We start from the raw sequence: 19,719 nt of genomic DNA, 5'->3' as shown, positions 1-19,719 counted from the left end.
AACATGAAAACTGGAAAGAGGCGACTGGCAGCATTTGCAGTTGTGGCCGCAACGATGCTGCTGGCTTTGGTGGGAGTTGCTGCGCCGGCGTGGGCGGAGGAGGGCTCTACTACTCCGCATCTGCCGGTAAATGACAACAAGGTCACAATCACCTCGACGCTTACCATGAATAAGAACGCCGTGGAGCCGAATGCGGAGTTCGGCTATTCGATTGCGCCGGCGGAGACGAGTGAGCTTACGAGCACGAGTAACAACATGCCCGTTTCTGCTGGAGTGACCGGTGCCGTCACGCTTTCGCCGTCTTCCGTAAATTATTCTGACGAAGGTCTTTCTAGCGAAGATAATGCCGACGGCGTTACTAAGACAATAACCGCCCAAATGAGCGTCAGCCTTGTTACCTCAAGGTTCGCGGCTCCGGGCATCTATCGATACAAAATTACGCAGACGTCGCCAGAGCTGGATGGCCTCAACGTTGTGTACAAGGAACTGTTCCTGGATGTTTACGTAGAAAATGGCAACTCAGGCTTAGTTGCTAAGGGCTGCACTCTTAGCACAGCGGCGGGATCGGGCAGCAAGACCTCAGGCTTTGAGAACAAATATGTCACCCATAAGCTGACCATCACAAAGGTCGTAGCCGGTAACCAGGGCGATAAAAATAAGGACTTTGAGTTTACCGTCACGATTAAAGGCGCTGACGGGGAGACTTATAAGTATGGCACTGTGAAAAACGGTGTTACTACCATGAACCAAACTACAACCAAGCCGGGAGCTACGTTTACCGAGACGCTTAAGCATGGGGAATCCGTCATCGTTTACGGTCTCTCATCGGAGGATAAATTCGCCGTAACTGAGGCGGATTATCATGGCGACGGTTATAAGACGTCGTACAAGATTGGTGATGGCACCAATTCGACAGAAGGTAGCTCTATTGCCGAGGAAGCTATCGGTGCTTACGACACCACGGTGATCTTTACCAATACCAAGGATGTTACCGTTCCGACCGATGTTATTCGGACGGTCGTTCCCTATGCGGCAATCGTCGCGTTTGCTGCCGTGATGGGCGTGGTCTTCTTCCGTCCTCGTCGTAACCGCCGTTAAAACAGCGAGGATTACAGCCGATGGAGCTTAAACGCATAGCTCGGCTGGCGAGAGCCGGCGACCGCGTACTTACGTGGTTTGCCGGCTTTCTCGTGCTGCTCATGCTGCTGTACGGGGGCTATTCGCTGTGGGATACAAACAATGTTATGAACGGCGGGTTCATCAGCGATGAGCTGCTGCACTACAAACCCACCGGGGCCAACGATTGCGCACGCCTGCAGGAACTGATGACCAAAAATTCCGACGTGGTCGGATGGGTCACCATCGATGGCACCAACATCGACTATCCCTTTGTTCAGGGAAAAGATAACCAGGAATACCTCAACAAAAACGCGTTGGGGGAGTCCGCGGTTTCGGGAGCGGTGTTTTTGGATACGCGCAACAGTCGCGCGATGACCGATTCCTACAATCTGCTCTATGCGCACCACATGGATAACGGTGCGATGTTTGGCGATGTCGACCGGTTTTTAGACAGGGGCTTCTTTGACCTGCACCGCACGGGCACGCTCTACACAAAGGACGGGGCGTTCCGCCTGCGCATTGTTGCCGTGTGCTCGTTTGCTGCGAGTGATGACATTATCTTTGGGCCGGGAAACCTGGACCAGGCCTCGATGCAGACGCTGCTCACGCATGTCTCGCAGACGGCGGTGCACGAGAACATGGATGACGTTGGCCCCGATGCACGCATCATCGCGCTTTCTACCTGCAGTGATAAAACAAACGGGCGCCGAGCGCTCCTAGCCGAAATCTTGTAGCTCATTTAGGATGGGGCTTTTCTAGCTACCTTTGCCGTCCTACCTGCGCAATGATTTTTCTGGGACGGGGATTTTTAGCTACGGCGTTCCGTTAGCTTGACCAGTCTTTTTGGGACGGGGCTAAATTAGCTGGTTTTGGATTAGGGATCAGTTGCGATTTGTTGATTCATCGATATTGGGATGGAGAATCAGCTAATTTAGCCCCGTCCCAAAAAGACTGGTCCTCCACCACTTCCCAAATCATCCTTACAAAACGAGGCCCTGGCCAAACGGCCAGGGCCTCACCAACTTTTATTCTGTTTTAATGACGGGTTGATTGCGCGCAGGAGGGCGCCCCGGGGACGGGCGGGGTGTTTCCTCCGCGCGCAGTTTCGCAGCGCAGCGAGAATGTTTGAGCACGGAGGAAACACCCCGCCCGTCCCCGGGGCGCCCTCCGTCAGTAATCGGTCCTACTCCAGCTCAAACGCTCCGGTATAGAGCTGGTAGTAATACCCGCGCTTGGCAATCAGCTCATCATGGTTGCCGCGCTCGATGATGCGGCCGTGGTCCAGACAGATGATTGCGTCGGAGTTGCGCACGGTGGACAGGCGGTGTGCGATGACAAACGTCGTGCGGCCTTCCATGAGTTTATCCATGCCCGCCTGCACGATAGCCTCGGTGCGGGTGTCGATGGAGCTCGTTGCCTCGTCCAGAATCATTGCCGGCGGATCGGCGACGGCAGCGCGGGCGATCGAGATCAGCTGGCGCTGGCCCTGCGACAGCTGCGCGCCGTTGCCGGTGAGCATGGTGTCGTAGCCGTCGGGCAGGCGGGTGATAAAGTCGTCCGCGCCCGCGAGCTTGGCCGCCGCGATGCACTCCTCGTCGGTCGCGCTCAGGTTGCCGTAGCGGATGTTGTCCATCACGGTGCCGGTGAACAGGTTCACGTCCTGCAGCACCACGCCCAGCGAGCGACGCAGGTCGGACTTGCGAATCTTGTTGACGTTGATGCCGTCGTAGCGAATCTTGCCGTCTGCGATGTCGTAGAAGCGGTTGATGAGGTTGGTGATGGTCGTCTTACCGGCGCCGGTGGCGCCGACAAACGCGACCTTCTGGCCCGGCTTGGCGTACACGGACACGCCGTGCAGCACCTCGTGGTCGGGCGTATAGCCAAAGTCCACGTTGTCCATGACCAGGTCGCCGCGCAGCGGCACGTACTCGATCTCGCCGGTCGCGCGGTGCGGGTGCTTCCAAGCCCACATGCCGGTGTGGTGGTCGGCCTCCTCGAGCTGCCAAGTTTCGGGGTTCACCTGGGCGTTGACGAGCGTCACGTAGCCCTCGTCGGCCTCGGGCTCCTCGTCGAGCAGCTCAAAGATGCGCTCGGCGCCGGCAAGGCCCATGACCACGGCGTTGATCTGCTGCGAGATCTGGCCGATCTGGCCACAGAACTGCTTGGTCATGTTGAGGAACGGCACCACGACGGCGATGGAGAGCGCCATGCCCGAGATGCTCAGGTTGGGCACGCCCAGCGCCAGGAAGATGCCGCCGGCCAGCGCGACCAGCACGTAGAGCAGGTTGCCCAGGTTCATGAGGATCGGCATGAGGATGTTGGCGTACATGTTGGCCTTCTGCGAGACCTCGAAGAGCTTCTCGTTGCGCTCGTCAAAATCGGCCTCGGCGGCGGCCTCGTGGCAGAACGCCTTGACGACTTTCTGGCCGTTCATGACTTCCTCGATATGACCCTCGACCACGCCGAGTTCGGTCTGCTGCGCGATAAAGAATCGCGCGGAGTTGGAGCCGAGCAGCTTGGTCATAAAGGTCATAAAGGCGACGCCGGCGATGATGACCAGGCACATCCACACGCTGTAGTACAGCATGATGAAGAACACCGTGACGATGACGATGATCGTCATGAGCAAGTTGGGCAGCGACTGGCTGATCATCTGGCGCAGCGTGTCGATGTCGTTGGTGTAGTGGCTCATGATGTCGCCGCGCTGGTGCGTGTCGAAGTAGCGGATTGGCAGGTCCTGCATGCGGTTGAACATCTTCTCGCGCAGCTTCTCGAGCGAGCCCTGCGTGATGACGGCCATGGCGCGGTTCCAGAAGAGCGAGGAGGCGACGCCCACGGCATAGATGCAGCCGAGGGTAGTCACAAGCTTCAGAATCTTGGGCTGCGCGGCCGTCCAGTCGCCCGACTGCCACGATTCGCTAATGACCTGCAGCGCGCTCTGGAGGAACGTCGCACCGATGGAGTTGATGACGGCGCAGAGCACCACGCCGGCGACGACGAGGGGCAAAAGCACCGGATAGAAGCCAAAGAGCATCTTGATCAGGCGCGTCATGGTGCCGCCCTTGCGGTTGCGCGCTCGCTCGGCGGTAGCGGCCTTACTCATGTGCCTCGCCTCCTTCCTGGGTCTGGGCTTGCGGTGCGGATGCCTCGGTGTCGGCCTCGACGGCTCCTTCGCCCTCGGCAGACATCTTGTTTTGCGAGGTAAAGGTCTCGCGGTAGATCTCGCTTGTCTTGAGCAGCTCGTCATGGTTGCCGATCTGCGCGATACGGCCGCCCTCCATGACGATGATGCGGTCTGCGTCCTGCACGGAGCTAATGCGCTGGGCGATGATGAGCTTGGTCGTGTTGGGCAGATAGCTTGCCAACCCTGCGCGGATCTTGGCGTCGGTCTTGGTGTCGACAGCGCTGGTGGAGTCGTCCAGGATCAAGATCTTGGGGCGACGCAGCAGGGCACGCGCAATGCACAGGCGCTGCTTCTGACCGCCGGAAACATTGGAGCCGCCCTGCTCGATCCAGGTGTCATAGCCCTTGGGGAAGCCATCGACAAACTCATCGGCGCAGGCCAGATGTGCCGCCTCGCGGACTTCCTCGTCGGTGGCGTTCGGGTCGCCCCAGCGCAGGTTCTCGGCAATGGTGCCGCTAAACAGCACGTTTTTCTGTAGCACCATGGCCACTTGGTGGCGCAGGGCGTCCAGCTCGTAGTCGCGCACGTCCATGCCGCCCACGCGCACGGTGCCTTCGGTGGCGTCGTACAGACGGGCGATGAGGTTTACAAGCGTGGACTTGGCCGAGCCGGTACCGCCGATGATGCCGATGGTCTCGCCGCTCTTAATGTGCAGGTCGATATCGTCGAGCGCCTGGCGCTTCGCATGCGCGGAATACTTAAAGCTCACGTGGTCAAAGTCGATGGAACCGTCGACAACCTCGAGCACGGGCTCGGCGGGATTGGCGATCGTGGGCTCGGCGGCCAGCACCTCGGTAATGCGGTGCGCCGATTCGTCGGCCATGGTCACCATGACAAAGATCATCGACAGCTGCATCAGGCTCATGAGGATCTGGAAGCCATAGGTAAAGATCGAGGAGAGCTGGCCCACGTCGAACAGCGTGCCCTGGCTCGTGATGATGAGCTTGGAGCCCAGGTAGATGATGACGACAAACGCGCCGTTGACGCAGATATTCATCATGGGGTTGTTGAAGGCGAGCAGCTTCTCGGCGCGGGTGAAGTCCATCTGGACGTCGCGCGCGGCGGTGGCGAACTTCTCCTTCTCAAAGTCTTCGCGCACATAGCTCTTGACCACGCGCATGCCGGTGACGTTTTCCTCGACGGACTCGTTGAGCGCGTCGTACTTGTGGAACACGCGGGCAAAGATCGGGCGCACCTTATAGATGATGAAGAACAGGCCAAAGCCCAGCAGCGGAATAATGACCAGGTAGACCATAGCGACGCTGCCGCCCATGGCGTAGGCCATGGTAAAGGCAAAGACCAGCACCAGCGGCGAGCGCACGGCGATGCGGATGAGCATCATAAAGGCCTGCTGCACGTTGTTGATGTCGGTGGTGAGGCGGGTGACGAGCGAGGAGCTCGAGAACTCGTCGATGTTGGCAAAGCTGAACGTCTGGATCTTGTAGAACAGGTCGCGGCGCAGGTTCTTGGCAAAGCCGCAGCTGGCATGGCTGCAGGTGATGCCGGCCGCGGCGCCAAAAGCGAGCGACGTCAGCGCGATGATCACCAGAAAACCGGCGGTAGGCAGCATCTCGGCAACGGCGGCGCCGTCTTTGATGGCGTCGATCATGTCGGCGGTGATAAACGGGATCAGCATCTCGCAGATTACCTCGCCAAGCACGAGCAGCGGCGTGGCGATCGTGACCTTCTTGTAATCGCGGATGCTGCCCATAAGGGTTTTAATCATCCAGTTCCTCCCAGGTTACGCGGATTTTCTCGAGCATCTCGGCGAGCTGCTCGCGCTCGTCGTGGGTGAGGGCGCTAAAGGCCTGCTCCCTAAAGCGGATGCGCGAGGCTTGGTCGATGCGGGCCTTCTCCCAGCCGATCTCGGTCAGGCGAATGGTGAGCTGCCGGCGATCTTTGGGGTTACGGCTGCGCTCGATGATGCCGGCGCACTCGAGCTTGGACAAGATTTCGGAAAGCGACCCCGGCTTGAGGTCGAAGTGCATGCCGAGCTCCTGCTGCGACATTTCGCCGTTTTCCTGCTTGGCGAGCAGGCAGACGATGGGTGCCTTGCCGGATACGCCGCCGCCGTGAAAGTGCATGTAGTGGCCACAAAAGCCCAGGCCGCTCAGGATGCGTTTGGCGAGCCTGTCTTCGCCGTTAACTGCTTCGGGCACGTCTGCCGGCTGCGACGGGTCGCCGCCGGGCTCGTGCGGACGAAGGTTAAGGGGTTCATCGCACATGAATTCGTATCTCTCCTTTCTTTAGTTAGGTAGTGGGATTGTTTTGTGCCTAACTAATCTAGGAGCGTAAGAAATAATTGTCAAGGTACCAAACTTATTTGGTTACGGCGTTTTACCAAACGCCGTAACCACTCGACGCTGCAAACGTCCCTAAGCGGCAATCTGGCGTTCAATCGTCGGGCATGGCCACAAGGCCTATGCCCTCCTCTTTCACGCCACCTTGCTCGCTTAGGAACGTTTTCGCTGTCCGTCCTCTATCTGCAGCATTGCTCTCGTGCCAATGATCCCTTGGGGACGGAGGAAAAGGGATCATTTTCCGAAACCTTTCCGCAACAATTCGCCCTCCACGGCGCCGGCACCCGTCTGCTGTGTTCCCTGCGCTACACTTAGTCGCACTGTGGCGACTTTGCGCCGCTCCCGACCCAAGGGGGACACTCATGAAGAACACTCAGCTGCTGCTGATCAACGATATGTGCGGCTACGGCAAGGTCGCGCTTTCTGCCATGCTGCCGGTGCTGTCGCACATGGGCTACCGTATCCACAACCTGCCGACGGCGCTTGTGTCCGATACGCTCAACTACCCCAAGTTCTACATCCACGACACTACGGAGTACGTGCGTCAGAGCCTCGCCATCTGGGAGGAACTCGGCTTTGAGTTCGACGCCATCTCGACTGGCTTTATCGTGACCGAGGAAGAGACGCGTATCATTTCGGATTTCTGCCACCGTCGCGCGCAAAAGGGCACCAAGGTGTTCGTCGACCCCATCATGGGCGACAACGGCAAGCTTTATGCCGGTGTGCCCGAGTCCACGATCGGCCTCATGAGGCACCTGCTCGAGTGTGCCGACTACGCGGTTCCCAACTACACCGAGGCCTGTCTGCTCACCGATACGCCTATTGCAGAGCAAATCACGCCCGACGAGGCCCGCGTCCTTGTGGACGCCATGCGCACGCTGGGCGCCAAGTCGGTGGTCATTACGAGCGCTGTGGTCGACGGCACGAACGCCGTTATCGGTTACGACCACGTGGCGGGGGAGTACTTCACGATTCCCTTCGACCTGATCCCGGTTTACTTCCCGGGTACGGGCGATACGTTCTCGGCGGTGCTCGTCGGTCGCGTGATGGCCGGGTGGAGTCTGCAGCGCGCAACGGCCGACGCCATGCGCGTAGTGGCCGAGCTTATCGAGCGCAACGCCGACCAAGAGGACAAGTCTGCCGGCCTGCCCATCGAGGCCTGCCTGGATGTGATTGACCATGAGTAGCGCCGGCGAGGGCGGCGCCAAGCCCGCGGGCGAAGGTAAGCCGCTCGGCGCGCCGCGTGGCAAGCGCCCGCGTATTCGCATTAGCTGCGTGGACCAGCTGGGTACGTGTCGCTGCCACCATGGGCACAAGCCGGGCGACGTCTTCGACTTCGACCGCGATCGCGGCAAGATGTGCTCCATGGCCTGCCACGTGGGCTTTCCCTATATCGACATCCTGCGCTACGGCGGCACCGTGCCTGGCAACGAGCCCGGCACGGCAAAGTTCTGCTGCCCCGAGGTCGATACCCTCAACGTTTGGCTCGCCGAGATCGTCGACGAGTAATCGAGCGTGGATTTTCTCCCGCCAAGATAATGAGCGTGGATAATCTCCCGTTTAGAGCGCCGTTTCGCGCTCAAAGTGGGAGATTATCCACGCTCAATTTGTATGCGGGGGAAATCCACGCTCGTTTTATGCCGATGGTGTGGCTCGTGCGCCTGCGACGACCGAACGTCTACAGTTGCTCGAGCATGGCCGTGCAGCCGGCAAGCACATCACGGTACGTGGCATCAAAGTTGCCGGTGTACCAGGGGTCGGCCACATCGCCGGGTCGATCGGTCCAATCGAGCAGGCGCGAAATCTTGCCGTCGGGATCGTCGCCGAAGATGCGACGCAGGCCGCGCGCGTTCTCGGCATCCATATAGACAATGTGGTCCCAGTCGCCATACTCCGCGCGACGCACCTGGCGCGCGCGGTGGGCAACGACGGGAATCCCGACCTCGCGCAGCTTGGCGACGGTGCCATGATGCGGAGGGTTGCCAATCTCCTCGGTCGAGGTCGCGGCGGAATCAATGACGAACTCTGCCTCGCGCCCGGCACGGCGCACCAGCTCGGCAAACACCGACTCAGCCATCGTCGAGCGACAGATATTGCCATAGCAGATAAAAAGAATGCGTTGCATGTGATGGTTCCTTTCGGGGCGGTTGCGCGGGGTTTACAGACTGGCCTTGAGGCAGTTTGCTCCGATAAAGCCCGCTGCGTACAAGGGGAGGTGGCGCAGCTCGCACCCGTCCTCGGTTTCGCTGCGGGCAAAATTGTTCTCGGACAATATGTAGGCATACGGCGACCGGGCTTTTTCCATAAACGACCCGAGGGTTCTCGCGCGCACGTTGCGTGCGGATTTTACCTCGACGGGAACGATCTCCATACGGTCGGTCTGAAGTAGAAAATCGAGCTCGCCGTTCGTCTTCCAAGACGACGGTGGCATCCAGTAATACGTCTGCAAACCATTGCCCGAAAATGCCTGCATGACCGAGTTCTCCGCCAGGGCACCTCGAAAGTCGGAAGACAGCGCAATGGCGGAATCCTCTTTGAGGTCGAGCCAGAGTCGCGGGTTGATACCGAGTTTGTAGAACATGAGGCCTGTATCGAGAAGATAGACCTTAAAGAAGCTTCCGTCTTCGTCGTCGAAGGGAGCGAGGGGAGGTTCGATGCCTTCGGTCAGGTTGTTGACCGATATGATGCCGGCGCCCTCGAGCCAATCGAGAGGTTCGATAAGCTTGGCGCGTCGGCCCCCGCGCTCAACTTCAGAGTACTTGAATTTCTTGGTTGAGGATCGCAGCAGCTGGGACGGAATGGAACGCCAGACCTTGCGCGCCGCCACGCCACTGATCCCGTTCTCGGGGTCGGTCATATCGGCGGTATAGGTCTCGTCAATTTCGCGCTGCTCGATGCGCGCATCTTCGATGGACAACGTCTTACGGTATGCACTGACGGCTGCAGGCATGCCGCCCACGATCTGGTATCGATGAAACAGGTTGAGCGCCGCTTGGTGCGCGGCATAGGTCTCGAGCGTTCCGGCGTGGGCGCGAATGGCATCGGCCATCTGCTCCTCGTCAAGCGCCCAGAGAAACTCCTCGAACGACATGGGGTGCATGGTCTCTTGGCGAACGCCGCTGGGAAAAGGTAACCTGCGCTTGCGCGTGGCGACGCCGAGCTGGCTGCCGGTCGCACATATGCGCCAGCCCGAACCTGAGAAGAAGCGCAAAGAGTTGAGCGCTCGTTCGCAAAGCTGCACTTCATCGAACAGGATGAAGGCGGTTTCCTTGCGGATAGGGGTGCGCTTATAGTCTGAGATTCGTGCCACGATGGTGTCAACGTCGTCGGTGGGGCAGTCGAACAGCGGGGCAATCAGCTCAAGATCGGTCTGAAAGTCGAGTTTGACAAACGCATCGCCGGCGATTCGTCTGCCGATTTCCTCGGCAGCGTACGTTTTGCCTACGCGTCGCGCACCTCGGATGAGGAGGGGGCGCGAGGCGTCCTCTGTCGCCCATGATTCGATGACGGATTCGATTGATCTGCGCATGGGGCCGCCTTTCCAATTTCGTGTATTTCAAATACATAGTTTAGTACGATTTCGTGTATTTCAAGTACACGAAATTGAACCGCTGGAGCCTGCGGGCGGATAAACACTGCTCGTATGGTGTGGTTTTCATCGGACGCCCGCCGCGCTGAGCTGTACTTGCGCCTGCCTCGATCCCACCCCTATGCCTGCATCGAAGATTGTGCTGCCCGCTTGCGCTCCCAGCGTGCCAGCTTGATCGTCACTAGCGTGAGTATCCAGGCTACGAGCGAGAATGCGGCGCCAACCGCGCCCACGTAGGCAATGCCAATCCCGCTTACCACGGCGCCGCCCACCGCGGTGCCAAACGAGATGCCGACGTTAAACGCCATGGGCTCCACCGAGCTCGCGAGCACCATCGATTTGGGGTGGCGGCTGCGGGCCACGTCCATAAAGTGCGTGATGCACGAGACCGAGAACAGATACATGAGCATCGCCAGACTAAAGACAAAGGCAAGCGCGAGGGGCATGGTGCCGCCAACGGCAAACAGCCCAAACAGAGCCGCGGCCTGGAGCACAAACGTCACGAGCAGCGCCTTCATGCCAAAGCGCGCATCGATCCATCCGCCCAGGATGTTCGAGATCAGGCAGAACACGCCGTAGGCCATAAGGGTGGTGCTCGCCTGAACGGTGCCCATGCCCAGCACCTGCTCCAGATAGGGCGTCACGTAGCCGTAGAACACATAGACCGAGCCCACGCCAAACAAGAAGATGAGCATGCCGGTGATGATGCTTGGCTCGCGCAGAAGCCCCGCCTGCTCGCGGAAGGTGGCAGGCTCGTCGGTTTGTCCGGCGCGCGGCATAAACGTCACGAGCGCGGCGCAGATCAGAACGGCGAAGGTCAGCGTGCCGTACATGGCAACGTGCCAGTTGAGCGTGTCGGCCACAAACTTGCCGATCGAGGTCACAAAGACCATCGCCACGGAGAATGCGCCGTACACCACCGAGATAGCGAGTGAGGTCTGCTGCGGGGACAGCAGCTCGGGGATATACGTCACGCCCACGGCGAGCAGTGCGCCCGAGACGGAGCCCAAGATGATGCGCGAGGCGAACAGCACCTGGAAGTTGGGCGCCAACGCCATGACCAGATTGCCGAGCACAAAGACGATGCTGTAGCACACGAGCAGCTGGTAGCGGCGGAATCGCCCCGTGCTGAGCGCAAGTACCGGCGTGGCGATAGCGTAGACGAGCGCGAACACGCTGATGAGCTGGCCCGCGGTGGCAAGCGAGATGCCGAGTTCCGTTGCCAAATCGCTTTCGATGCCGATGACCACGAACTCGGAGCAGCCGAGCGAGAATCCCAACAGCACGAGCAGCGCCAGGCAAAGGTTGGTGCGCGCGGGTGAAAGCGCGGCAGCGGTTGATGCTGTTGTGGACGAGGTTGCAGTGGTCAAGGCGGTTGCTCCCATAGTTGCGTTATATGAGCTGGATTCAGTCTCTGCAACTCTAGCAGAATACGACAAGAAGCAGCGCCTTTGTCACATTCTGCGCTTGCCTGTATAGTCGCAATACAGGCGAAGATGGTCTCAGGTACATCGCGGGCGACAGGAGATCCCATGGGAATGCACACGACAAAGGTTGCAGTGGGCGAGGGCAAGTTTACGCTCGAGGCTCAGTTGACGGTGACGCCGCGAGGCATGGTGGTGTACGCCTGCTCGCCCGAGTTTGCACATCTGGGCGCCACGGCGCAGGCCATTCCGCGACCCGAGCCCGGACGCACGGCGACCATGAGCATCTTGGCCGTTCCGTGCCATCGCGACGAGATCCCGGCGCACGACATTGCAGCGGCACTGGCCACGCGTTTTGGCGTGCCGGTGACCGCAAGCACGGGTTTTCATGTTGAGCAGGCGAGCAAGGACGATCTGCAGCGCGTGCTCAACACCACCAAGGAGCTCATCGCCGCGCTCGAAGAAACCGCAGCCCGCATATTGCGTGCCGGCTGGGACGAGGGCGGTGCGGGCGCCGAGGTCGTGGCGGTCGATGCCGCGACCGGCGAGGTGCTCACTCCTGTCGATCGCATCAAAGCCCATACCGGCGAGGGCATTCTGCATCAAGCATTCCTGACGCTTCTGGTCGAGGACCAGGGCGAGGACGCGCGCCTGCTGCTCTGTCGCCGCAGCCCGCTCAAACGCCTGTGGGGTGGGGTGCTAGCCGATAGCTGTGCCGGCCACCCGCTCCCCGGGGAGGACGTCGCCGCCGCGACGGCGCGCCGCATCAACGAAGAGCTCGGCATCACGCGCGAGCCCGACCAGCTTAAGCACTTGGGTCACGTGGTCTACCGCGAGGATCACGGCGACGGCCGCTGCGAGTGCGAATGGTGCGAGGTCTATCTGGCTCGCGTCGAGCCGGGCGAGCTACATATCAACCAAGAGGAAATCTCGGAAGTACGCCGCGTGGCGCCCTCCGAGCTCAATGGCTATCTGCAAGGTCATCCCGAGCAGCTGGCCCCCTGGCTCCGCGAGGCCCTCAGCGACCCATCCATCCGTACGGATCTCGCTATGTGAAACAAAAGACAGTCCCTTTGCCACATCCAAACCGTCACAACATTCGATGAAAATCTCGAAATCGAGGAAAAGCGTCGAATGTTGTGACGGTTTTTGCCCAGAGGATCGCTTCTCATCCAAAAATCCCGCTTGACTGTATTGCCGCAACACAGCGCAACGTAAGGGGTGTCCGATAACGGGCGCCCCTTTTTAAGTGGCAACGTGGCTGCGAATCCGGAGCGCCCCCAACAAGAAAGGTGGGGAGATGGAAGCGGAAAAGAAGGCGTTTAAGATCACCAAGCGCGAAATTGGCTTTGTGCTGGGTATCGTTGTCTTTTTGCTGGTGAAGTTTCTTCCTTTGGCGGAGTTGAGCTCGACGGTCGAGCTTACGGTCGGCGGTCAGACCTGTCTGGCACTGACGCTCGCCACGGTGGTGTTCTGGGCATGTGGCGTGGCGCAGCCGGGCTTTGTGGGCCTGCTCTACTGCGCGCTGCTCGTTCTGTTCAAGGTGTGCGTGGACGACACGGGCGCCGCGAGCATCTCGGCGACAGTCGCCTCCACGTTTAGCTCCTGGACCAAAGCCACCATGTGGCTCGTCATCGGCGCCTACCTCATCGCCAGCGCGGTCAAGGAGTCGGGCCTGGGCGAGCGTATCGCCTATGCGTTCATGCTCAAGTTCGTGCGCGATGCCAAGTCGCTCATCATCTCGATTTTCGCGCTCACCTTTGTGCTGTCGCTACTCATTCCGCATCCGTTCCCCCGTGCCTTCCTCATCCTCGCCGTTGTCTCGGTCATCGCCGAGTCCGCCGGCTACGGTGACGACGACCGCGGCAAGCTCGGCTTCCTTGTGTTTGCCGCTGCTGCCCCCGGCTCCATGTTCTTCCTGACAGGCGACTCCACGCTCAACCCGCTCGTTGCGCAGTACAGCGCCGAGGCCGGCGGCATGAGCCCGTCCTTTGTCGACTGGTTCCTGTACATGAGCGTGCCTATGCTGGTCGCGCTGCTGTGCACCCTGTTCCTGGGCCTCTTCCTCTTTAAGCCCAGCAAGGAGCTCGTCTACGATCGCGAGCAGATCGTGGCCAAGCAGGCCGCGCTCGGCAAGCTCTCCGTCAAGGAGATTCGCACCATCGTGTGGCTTGTCATCGCCATCGCGCTGTGGCTCACCGTCTCGGGCGATTACATCGGCTGGGTCACCCTGGCCATCGGCGTCTGCCTCGCCATGCCCATCATCGGCGAGGTCCTCACCCCCGCCAGCTGGAACGCCGTCGACATCAAGTCCCTCATGTTCCTGACGGCCGCCATGGCCGTGGGTTCCGTGGGCGGTGCCACCGGTATGAACGCCTGGATCGCCGATGTCGTGCTCCCCAGCTCCGTGCCCGAGAACATCTTCCTGTTCGCCCTGCTTGTCGCCGCGCTCTCCATGGTTATCCATATGTTCATGGGCTCGGTCATGGCCGTGCTCGGCGTGTGCGTGCCGGCGTTCATCAGCTTCGCGGCCGGCTCCAGCGTGAGCCCGCTCGCCGTGGCGCTCATCGTCTTCACGTCCATCAACATCCACTACATCCTGCCGTTCCATAACCTGCCGATCCTTATCGGCGAAGGCAAGGACGCCGGCGGCTACACCTCCAAAGAGGCTATGCGCATGGGCATTCCCCTCACTGTGGTCGTCTTTATCGTCGTGCTGGTCGAGGCCGCCTGGTTCCACCTCTTTGGCCTGATGTAAGCGGTCGAGCGCTTGGGCTGTAAGCAGCCGAGTGCTCGAACTGCGAGTGGCCGAGCGTCCCATCTATGAGCGCCGCGGCCCCATTACGTTACCCCGCCCGGCGGCACACCGCCGTCGGGCACTCTCCCGAAAGGAGCATGCTATGTCCACTACCGATGCTTCCCAGATCCACGACCTGCGCTCCGCGCTCGACTTTTTGCGCGAGATGCCGGGCCAGCTGCTCGAGACCGACACTCAGGTCGACCCGGACGCCGAGGTCTCGGGTGTCTATCGTCACGTCGGTGCCGGCGGCACCGTTATGCGCCCGACCAAAGAGGGCCCGGCGATGGTCTTCAACAACGTCAAGGGCTTTGACGATGCCAAGGTCTGCATCGGCATGCTTGCCAGCCGCAAGCGCGTTGCCGCCCTGCTCGACCTGGACGAGGAGCACCTGGGCCTCGAAATCGGCAAGCGCTTCGAGAACCTGATCGCGCCCGAGCAGATCGCCGAGGGCAAGCATGTCGACTGCCAGGAGGTCGTGTACAAGGCGACCGACGAGGGCTTTGACCTGCGCAAGATCGTCCCCGCTCCCACCAACACGCCCGTCGACGGCGGCCCCTACATCACCATGGGCCTCGCCTACGGCACGAGCCCCGACGGCTCCCAGTCCGACGTGACCATCCACCGCTTCTCCTGCGTCGACAAGGACAAGCTCGCCATGTGGATCACTCCGGGTAGCCGTCACCTGGGCGCGTTCTTTGACGAGTACTGCCAGCGCGGCGAGGACATGCCCATCTCCATCTCCATCGGCCTGGACCCCGCCGTGTACATGTGCTGCGGCTTCGAGGCTCCTACCACGCCGCTCGGCTTCAACGAGCTGCAGATCACCGGTGCCCTGCGCGGCCACGCCGTCGAGCTTGCCGACTGCGTCACCGTTCCGCAGAAGTGCATTGCCAATGCCGAGTACGTGCTCGAGGGCTACCTCATGCACGACGAGACCATCAACGAGGACGTCAACGGCCACGGCTACGCCATGCCCGAGTTCCCCGGTTACACCGGTGGCGCCAAGGTCTGCCCGGTGATCAAGATCACCGCCGTTACCACGCGCGTCAACCCCATTATGGAGAGCTGCATCGGTCCTTCGCACGAGCACGTGTCCATGGCCGGTATCCCCACCGAGGCCTCCATCTACAAGATGGTCGAGACCGCCATCCCGGGCCGTCTGCTCAACGTCCACGCCGCTCCCTGCGGCGGCGGCAAGTTCGTTGCCATCATGCAGTTCAAGAAGTCGAGCAAAAATGACGAGGGCCGTCAGCGCAACGCCGCCATGCTTGCCTTCTCGGCGTTCTCCGAGCTCAAGCACGTCATCCTTGTTGACGAGGATGTCGACATCTTCGATATGAGCGACGTGATGTGGGCCATGACCACGCGCTTCCAGGCCGACGTGGACCTCATCACCATCCCCGGCTGCCACTGCCACGTGCTCGACCCGTCCAACGACCCCGCGTTCGATCCTTCGATCCGCGAGCACGGCATTGCCTGCAAGGCCATCTTCGACTGCACGGTTCCATTCGGCCTCAAGAAGAATTTCATCCGCTCGCAGTTCATGGAAATCGATACAGATAAGTGGGCAGCAGAGCTCGCTTTCTAGTAAGTAGCCCTACCAAGTAGTTAAGGAGTTGTCATGCCTGAGTCTTCTGTCCGTCCCCGTCGCATTGTCGTTGGCGTGTCTGGCGCCAGCGGTGCCGCGCTGGGCCTTGAGTGCCTCAAATGCCTGCGTCAGGCCGGTGCCGAGTCGGCGCTTGTCGTCACGCGCGGGGGAGAGATTACCATCGAGCAGGAGCTCGGCATGACGCTCGACGAGTTTGCCACGCATGCCGATGTGGTCTACGACAACAAGAACATCGGCGCCGCCATCGCAAGCGGCACCTATCCGGTCGACGGCATGATCGTGGCCCCGTGCTCCATGAAGACGCTCGCCGGCATCGCGAGCGGCTACAGCGACAATCTGTTGCTGCGTGCGGCCGACGTGCAGATGAAAGAGCAGCGCCGCCTGGTGCTCATGGTGCGCGAGACGCCCTTCAGCGCCATTCATGTCGACAACATGGCGCGCCTGGCGCGCGTACCGGGCGTCATGCTCATGCCGCCCATGCTCACGTTTTACAACGGCCCCGCCACGCTCGATGACGCGGTGCATCACATCGCCGCCAAGGCGCTCGAGGCCGTCGGCGTGTCATGTGCAAACTATAAGCGCTGGTCATAGGCGTCTTTAGGGTAGGATACGAGGAGTGTTTGAGCCCGCTGCCCCTGTGGGCGGCGGGCTTTTCGCGTCAAAGGATGTGTCGGGAGGATCTATGCAGACGGGCATGTATGCGATTAGCGAGATGGCGAGCTTGTTCAATGTTTCGCGCCAAACGCTCATTTACTACGACAAGATCGGTCTGTTTAAGCCCGCCGTGGTGAACGAAAAGGGCTACCGTTTCTATTCGCCCACGCAGATCCCGCTCATGCGTCTGATCTGCATGCTGCGCGACCTAGGGCTCGAACTCGACGAGATTGACCGCCTGACCTCGACGTTCGACATTGGCGAGATGACCGATCACCTGCGCTCGCGGGTGCAAGCGCTCGATGAACAGATCGCCGGCCTCAAAGCCGAGCGCGCGAGCGTGCAGGAGCGCCTGAGCTTTTACGACGAGGCGGTTTACTGGCGCGAGCGCGAGGGCAGGCCGGAGCTCAAGCAGTTTGAGCGTCGCTACGTGGTCTTTGAGGAGTTTCCAGGCGATATCGAGCGCGGCCGCTCGATGCTTCACCCCACGCTCATGCGGGCCATCCTGCGCATGCGTGCGTTGACGGGCACGCGCCCTATGCGCGGCTGGGGTGCCATGCTGCGTCGTGAGGCGCTGCATTCCGACGACCCTATCGCCGGCGCGGGCTCCTTTGCCGTGCTGCCGCGCGGTGCCGAGGAACTGCTGCCGAGCGATCCCGCCGAGCTGGCAGAGATCGGCATCGAAGTGCTGCCCGAGGGCACATACCTGTGCATGAGCCGCTGGGGTATGCCGTACGAGCCCGAGGGCATCCGCGCCATCGTTGCCTGCATGGACGAGCACGCGCTCCAGCCCGTTGGCAACGCTTTCGACTTTTGCTACCTCGATACCACGAGCTACGACGAGTCCCACCAAGAGGACTTTTGCTGCATCCAAATCCCTGTTACCCTCCAGATGTGACAAAGGGACAGTCCCTTTGTCACATTCGTGGTGTGGCTGCTGCCCAAACCGTCACAACATTTGATGAAAATCTCGAAAACGAGGAAAAGCGTCGAATGTTGTGACGCTTTTCCTGTCTGTGCCGGCGAGCTCCCGTGCCATCTGGGGGTATAAGGCTGGCAAGTGTTTATTTGCGAGGCTTAAGGGGCGCCCCGTATGGATATCGATAACTTTGAATGGTGGTATAGCGAGGGCGAGGCTCCGGACGAGGAGTGGGACGAGCCCGCGCCGCGTGACGTGTCGAGCGACGAGGACGAGGCCGGCAACGATGCTGCTGTCGAGCCTGACGCCGCCTCCGATGCCGCCGAGCCCCTGACCTTTGAGCAGGCTTGGGCCCAAGCCGAGGCCGATGAAGCTAAGGCCGATGCCACGGCCACACTCGGTGAGCCGGCGGACATGTCCATCTCGCCGGCCAAGATCCCGCAGCCGCGCCATAACATCGACCCCGGCAGTACGGCATCCTTCAGCATTCTCGACGTGCCCTCGCAGGGTGCCCAAGCACCCGCGCCCACACGTCGCCCCGACCTGGCTCGCGAGGAGGACGCGGGCCGTCGCTCTCCGCTCGGCCCCATCCTCATCGCCTTCATGGCCGGCGTTATCGCATGCTCGGTAATTGGAAACGTCTGGAGCCATGTTGAACAACAACGAAAAGACGCCGCCAAGGTCGAGATGTCCGTCGAACAATCGCTCAGCCGCACGCGCTCGGTGCATGTATCGGTCGAGGTCAAGGACGGCGCGACGTGGGACACCGCGCGCGGCGACAGCCAGATGCTCGTCCATATCGTGGGTCGCACGCTCAAGGGGCAAGCGATCGACGAGTACCAATACGTCAATTCCGAAGGTGACGGCATCGAGCTCAAGCCCGGCGACTACGAGCTCACGGTCGATGAGCCGCCCGTCGCCACCGACGGCACGCGTTACCGTGCCTCAAAGCGCATGGTTCCGGTGAGTTTTAATTCACAGGCGCCCGATACGGTCGATAGCACGCCGCAGGGCGGGTTTGACCTTTACGCTATTGCTCAATAACTGCACCTGTCGCTCAACCCCGCCGCCAAGAGTGGGACAATAGCCCTCGACACCGTTGTTTACTATTGGAGGAAGTAGCATGTCCACCGTCACTACCATCAAGCGCGGCGGCCTCACCGCGGCCATCGATTCCATGGGTGCCCAGCTCACGAGCCTTGCCCTCAACGGCAACGAGTATCTGTGGCAGGGCGATCCCACCTTTTGGGGCAAGCATGCGCCCATCCTGTTCCCCATTGTGGGCTCGCTGCGCAACAACACGGCAACGTCTGCGGCCGGCACCTGCGAGATGCCGCGCCACGGACTCGCGCGCATCGTCGAGCACAAGCTGGTCGAGGTTTCGGAGGACGGCTCCTCGGTAACGTACGAGATCACCGATACGCCCGAGTCGCTCAAGGCCTTTCCGTTTCACTTTAAGCTCAACATGACCTATGCCCTGACCGGCGACGCCACGCTTACCCAGACCTTTGCCGTTACGAACACCGGCGACGTGGACCTGCCGTTCTCGGTGGGCGGCCACCCCGCATTTAACGTGCCCGCCCCCGGTGCCGAGGACGAGGTATTCGAGGATTACGAGCTGGCGTTTACCGAGGCCTGGACGAACGAGGCTCCCATCATCACGCCCGACGGTCTCATGACGTTCGAGGGTAGCTACAAGGCTCCCGATAACTCGGACGTGCTGCCCATCACGCACCGCAGCTTCGATAACGATGCCATCATGTTCACCGATACTCCGGGCTCCACGCTCACGCTGCGCGGCCGCAAGTCGGGCCACGGCGTCAAGATCGACTTTGAGGGCTTTAAGTACATCGGCGTGTGGTCTGCCGCCAACGACGCTCCGTTTGTGGCGCTCGAGCCCTGGACCGGCCACACCACCATGGACACCGAGGACGATGTCTTTGATCACAAGGTCAACACCATCACGTTGGCACCGGGCGCTACCGACATCCGTTCCTTTAGCGTCACCCTGCTCTAGAGGTTCCGCCGTTCTAACGAACGACGGACCGGTCGACGCTGCGCGCCACCCAGAGCGACAATTTGTCATTCAAAAGGCAAGGCATGACCAGAAGGTCTATGCCT

At 60.6% G+C, this 19,719-nt stretch carries 17 protein-coding genes; 11 read left to right on the top strand and 6 right to left on the bottom strand.

What is annotated here, in order from left to right; all coding sequences use genetic code 11:
• The first annotated feature begins 3 nt into the window (after window positions 1-3).
• Window positions 4-1,098, top strand: coding sequence for a DUF7601 domain-containing protein (locus I2G43_RS00315; RefSeq protein ID WP_195534647.1), 1,095 nt, complete (start codon window positions 4-6; stop codon window positions 1,096-1,098).
• Between the two features lie 20 nt (window positions 1,099-1,118).
• Window positions 1,119-1,853, top strand: a complete 735-nt coding sequence (gene srtB, locus I2G43_RS00310) for a class B sortase (RefSeq protein ID WP_195534646.1) — start codon at window positions 1,119-1,121, stop codon at window positions 1,851-1,853.
• A 449-nt stretch (window positions 1,854-2,302) separates the two neighbouring features.
• On the opposite strand, the gene I2G43_RS00305 is transcribed toward srtB, so the two are convergent.
• From I2G43_RS00305 to I2G43_RS00295, 3 genes are read right to left on the bottom strand one after another with little or no spacing between them, the layout of a single operon-like run.
• Window positions 2,303-4,222, bottom strand: a complete 1,920-nt coding sequence (locus tag I2G43_RS00305) for an ABC transporter ATP-binding protein (protein WP_195534645.1) — start codon at window positions 4,220-4,222, stop codon at window positions 2,303-2,305.
• Window positions 4,215-6,029, bottom strand: coding sequence for an ABC transporter ATP-binding protein (locus tag I2G43_RS00300; RefSeq protein WP_195534644.1), 1,815 nt, complete (start codon window positions 6,027-6,029; stop codon window positions 4,215-4,217). Before I2G43_RS00300 ends, I2G43_RS00305 begins: the two co-directional genes overlap by 8 nt.
• A complete protein-coding gene (locus I2G43_RS00295; protein WP_195534643.1) occupies window positions 6,022-6,528 on the bottom strand; it encodes a MarR family winged helix-turn-helix transcriptional regulator in 507 nt (168 codons plus the stop codon). The genes I2G43_RS00300 and I2G43_RS00295 overlap by 8 nt, the downstream gene beginning before the upstream one ends.
• 437 nt (window positions 6,529-6,965) lie before the next feature.
• On the opposite strand from I2G43_RS00295, the gene I2G43_RS00290 reads away from it, so the two are divergent.
• The gene (locus I2G43_RS00290) at window positions 6,966-7,790 is read left to right on the top strand and encodes a PfkB family carbohydrate kinase (RefSeq protein WP_195534642.1); all 825 of its coding nucleotides are present in this window, start codon (window positions 6,966-6,968) and stop codon (window positions 7,788-7,790) included.
• Window positions 7,783-8,112, top strand: a complete 330-nt coding sequence (locus tag I2G43_RS00285) for a TIGR04076 family protein (RefSeq protein ID WP_195534641.1) — start codon at window positions 7,783-7,785, stop codon at window positions 8,110-8,112. The genes I2G43_RS00290 and I2G43_RS00285 overlap by 8 nt, the downstream gene beginning before the upstream one ends.
• Before the next feature lie 169 nt (window positions 8,113-8,281).
• Here I2G43_RS00285 and I2G43_RS00280 read toward each other — a convergent pair whose 3' ends face one another.
• The 3 genes from I2G43_RS00280 to I2G43_RS00270 form a co-directional block, all read right to left on the bottom strand.
• Window positions 8,282-8,728: a low molecular weight protein-tyrosine-phosphatase gene (locus I2G43_RS00280; protein ID WP_195534640.1), complete on the bottom strand. Its 447-nt coding sequence runs from the start codon at window positions 8,726-8,728 to the stop codon at window positions 8,282-8,284.
• 33 nt (window positions 8,729-8,761) lie between these two features.
• Window positions 8,762-10,132: an ATP-binding protein gene (locus I2G43_RS00275; protein WP_195534639.1), complete on the bottom strand. Its 1,371-nt coding sequence runs from the start codon at window positions 10,130-10,132 to the stop codon at window positions 8,762-8,764.
• Between the two features lie 179 nt (window positions 10,133-10,311).
• Window positions 10,312-11,562: an MFS transporter gene (locus I2G43_RS00270; protein ID WP_229071389.1), complete on the bottom strand. Its 1,251-nt coding sequence runs from the start codon at window positions 11,560-11,562 to the stop codon at window positions 10,312-10,314.
• A 162-nt stretch (window positions 11,563-11,724) separates the two neighbouring features.
• Here I2G43_RS00270 and idi point away from each other — a divergent pair, with 162 nt between their 5' ends.
• The 7 genes from idi (at window position 11,725) to I2G43_RS00235 (ending at window position 19,615) form a co-directional block, all read left to right on the top strand.
• Window positions 11,725-12,672, top strand: a complete 948-nt coding sequence (gene idi, locus I2G43_RS00265; RefSeq protein ID WP_195534638.1) for an isopentenyl-diphosphate Delta-isomerase — start codon at window positions 11,725-11,727, stop codon at window positions 12,670-12,672.
• Between the two features lie 244 nt (window positions 12,673-12,916).
• Window positions 12,917-14,374, top strand: a complete 1,458-nt coding sequence (locus I2G43_RS00260) for an SLC13 family permease (RefSeq protein ID WP_229071387.1) — start codon at window positions 12,917-12,919, stop codon at window positions 14,372-14,374.
• Window positions 14,375-14,516: 142 nt separating this feature from the next.
• Window positions 14,517-16,004 (top strand): UbiD family decarboxylase, encoded by a 1,488-nt coding sequence (locus I2G43_RS00255; protein WP_195534637.1) that lies wholly within the window; start codon window positions 14,517-14,519, stop codon window positions 16,002-16,004.
• 33 nt (window positions 16,005-16,037) lie between these two features.
• Window positions 16,038-16,616: a UbiX family flavin prenyltransferase gene (locus I2G43_RS00250; protein WP_055252424.1), complete on the top strand. Its 579-nt coding sequence runs from the start codon at window positions 16,038-16,040 to the stop codon at window positions 16,614-16,616.
• A 91-nt stretch (window positions 16,617-16,707) separates the two neighbouring features.
• On the top strand, window positions 16,708-17,577 hold the full coding sequence (locus I2G43_RS00245) for a MerR family transcriptional regulator (protein WP_195534636.1): 870 nt from the start codon (window positions 16,708-16,710) through the stop codon (window positions 17,575-17,577).
• 195 nt (window positions 17,578-17,772) lie between these two features.
• Entirely contained in the window at window positions 17,773-18,642 is an 870-nt protein-coding gene (locus tag I2G43_RS00240; protein WP_055252426.1) for a hypothetical protein, read from the top strand.
• A gap of 79 nt (window positions 18,643-18,721) precedes the next feature.
• Entirely contained in the window at window positions 18,722-19,615 is an 894-nt protein-coding gene (locus tag I2G43_RS00235; RefSeq protein ID WP_195534635.1) for an aldose 1-epimerase family protein, read from the top strand.
• Window positions 19,616-19,719 lie beyond the last annotated feature (104 nt).

Source organism: Collinsella aerofaciens, from assembly GCF_015557435.1.
Lineage (GTDB): Bacteria > Actinomycetota > Coriobacteriia > Coriobacteriales > Coriobacteriaceae > Collinsella > Collinsella aerofaciens_Z.
Note: the sequence above shows the minus strand (reverse complement) of the source record. Positions and strands in the feature narration are given on the sequence as shown.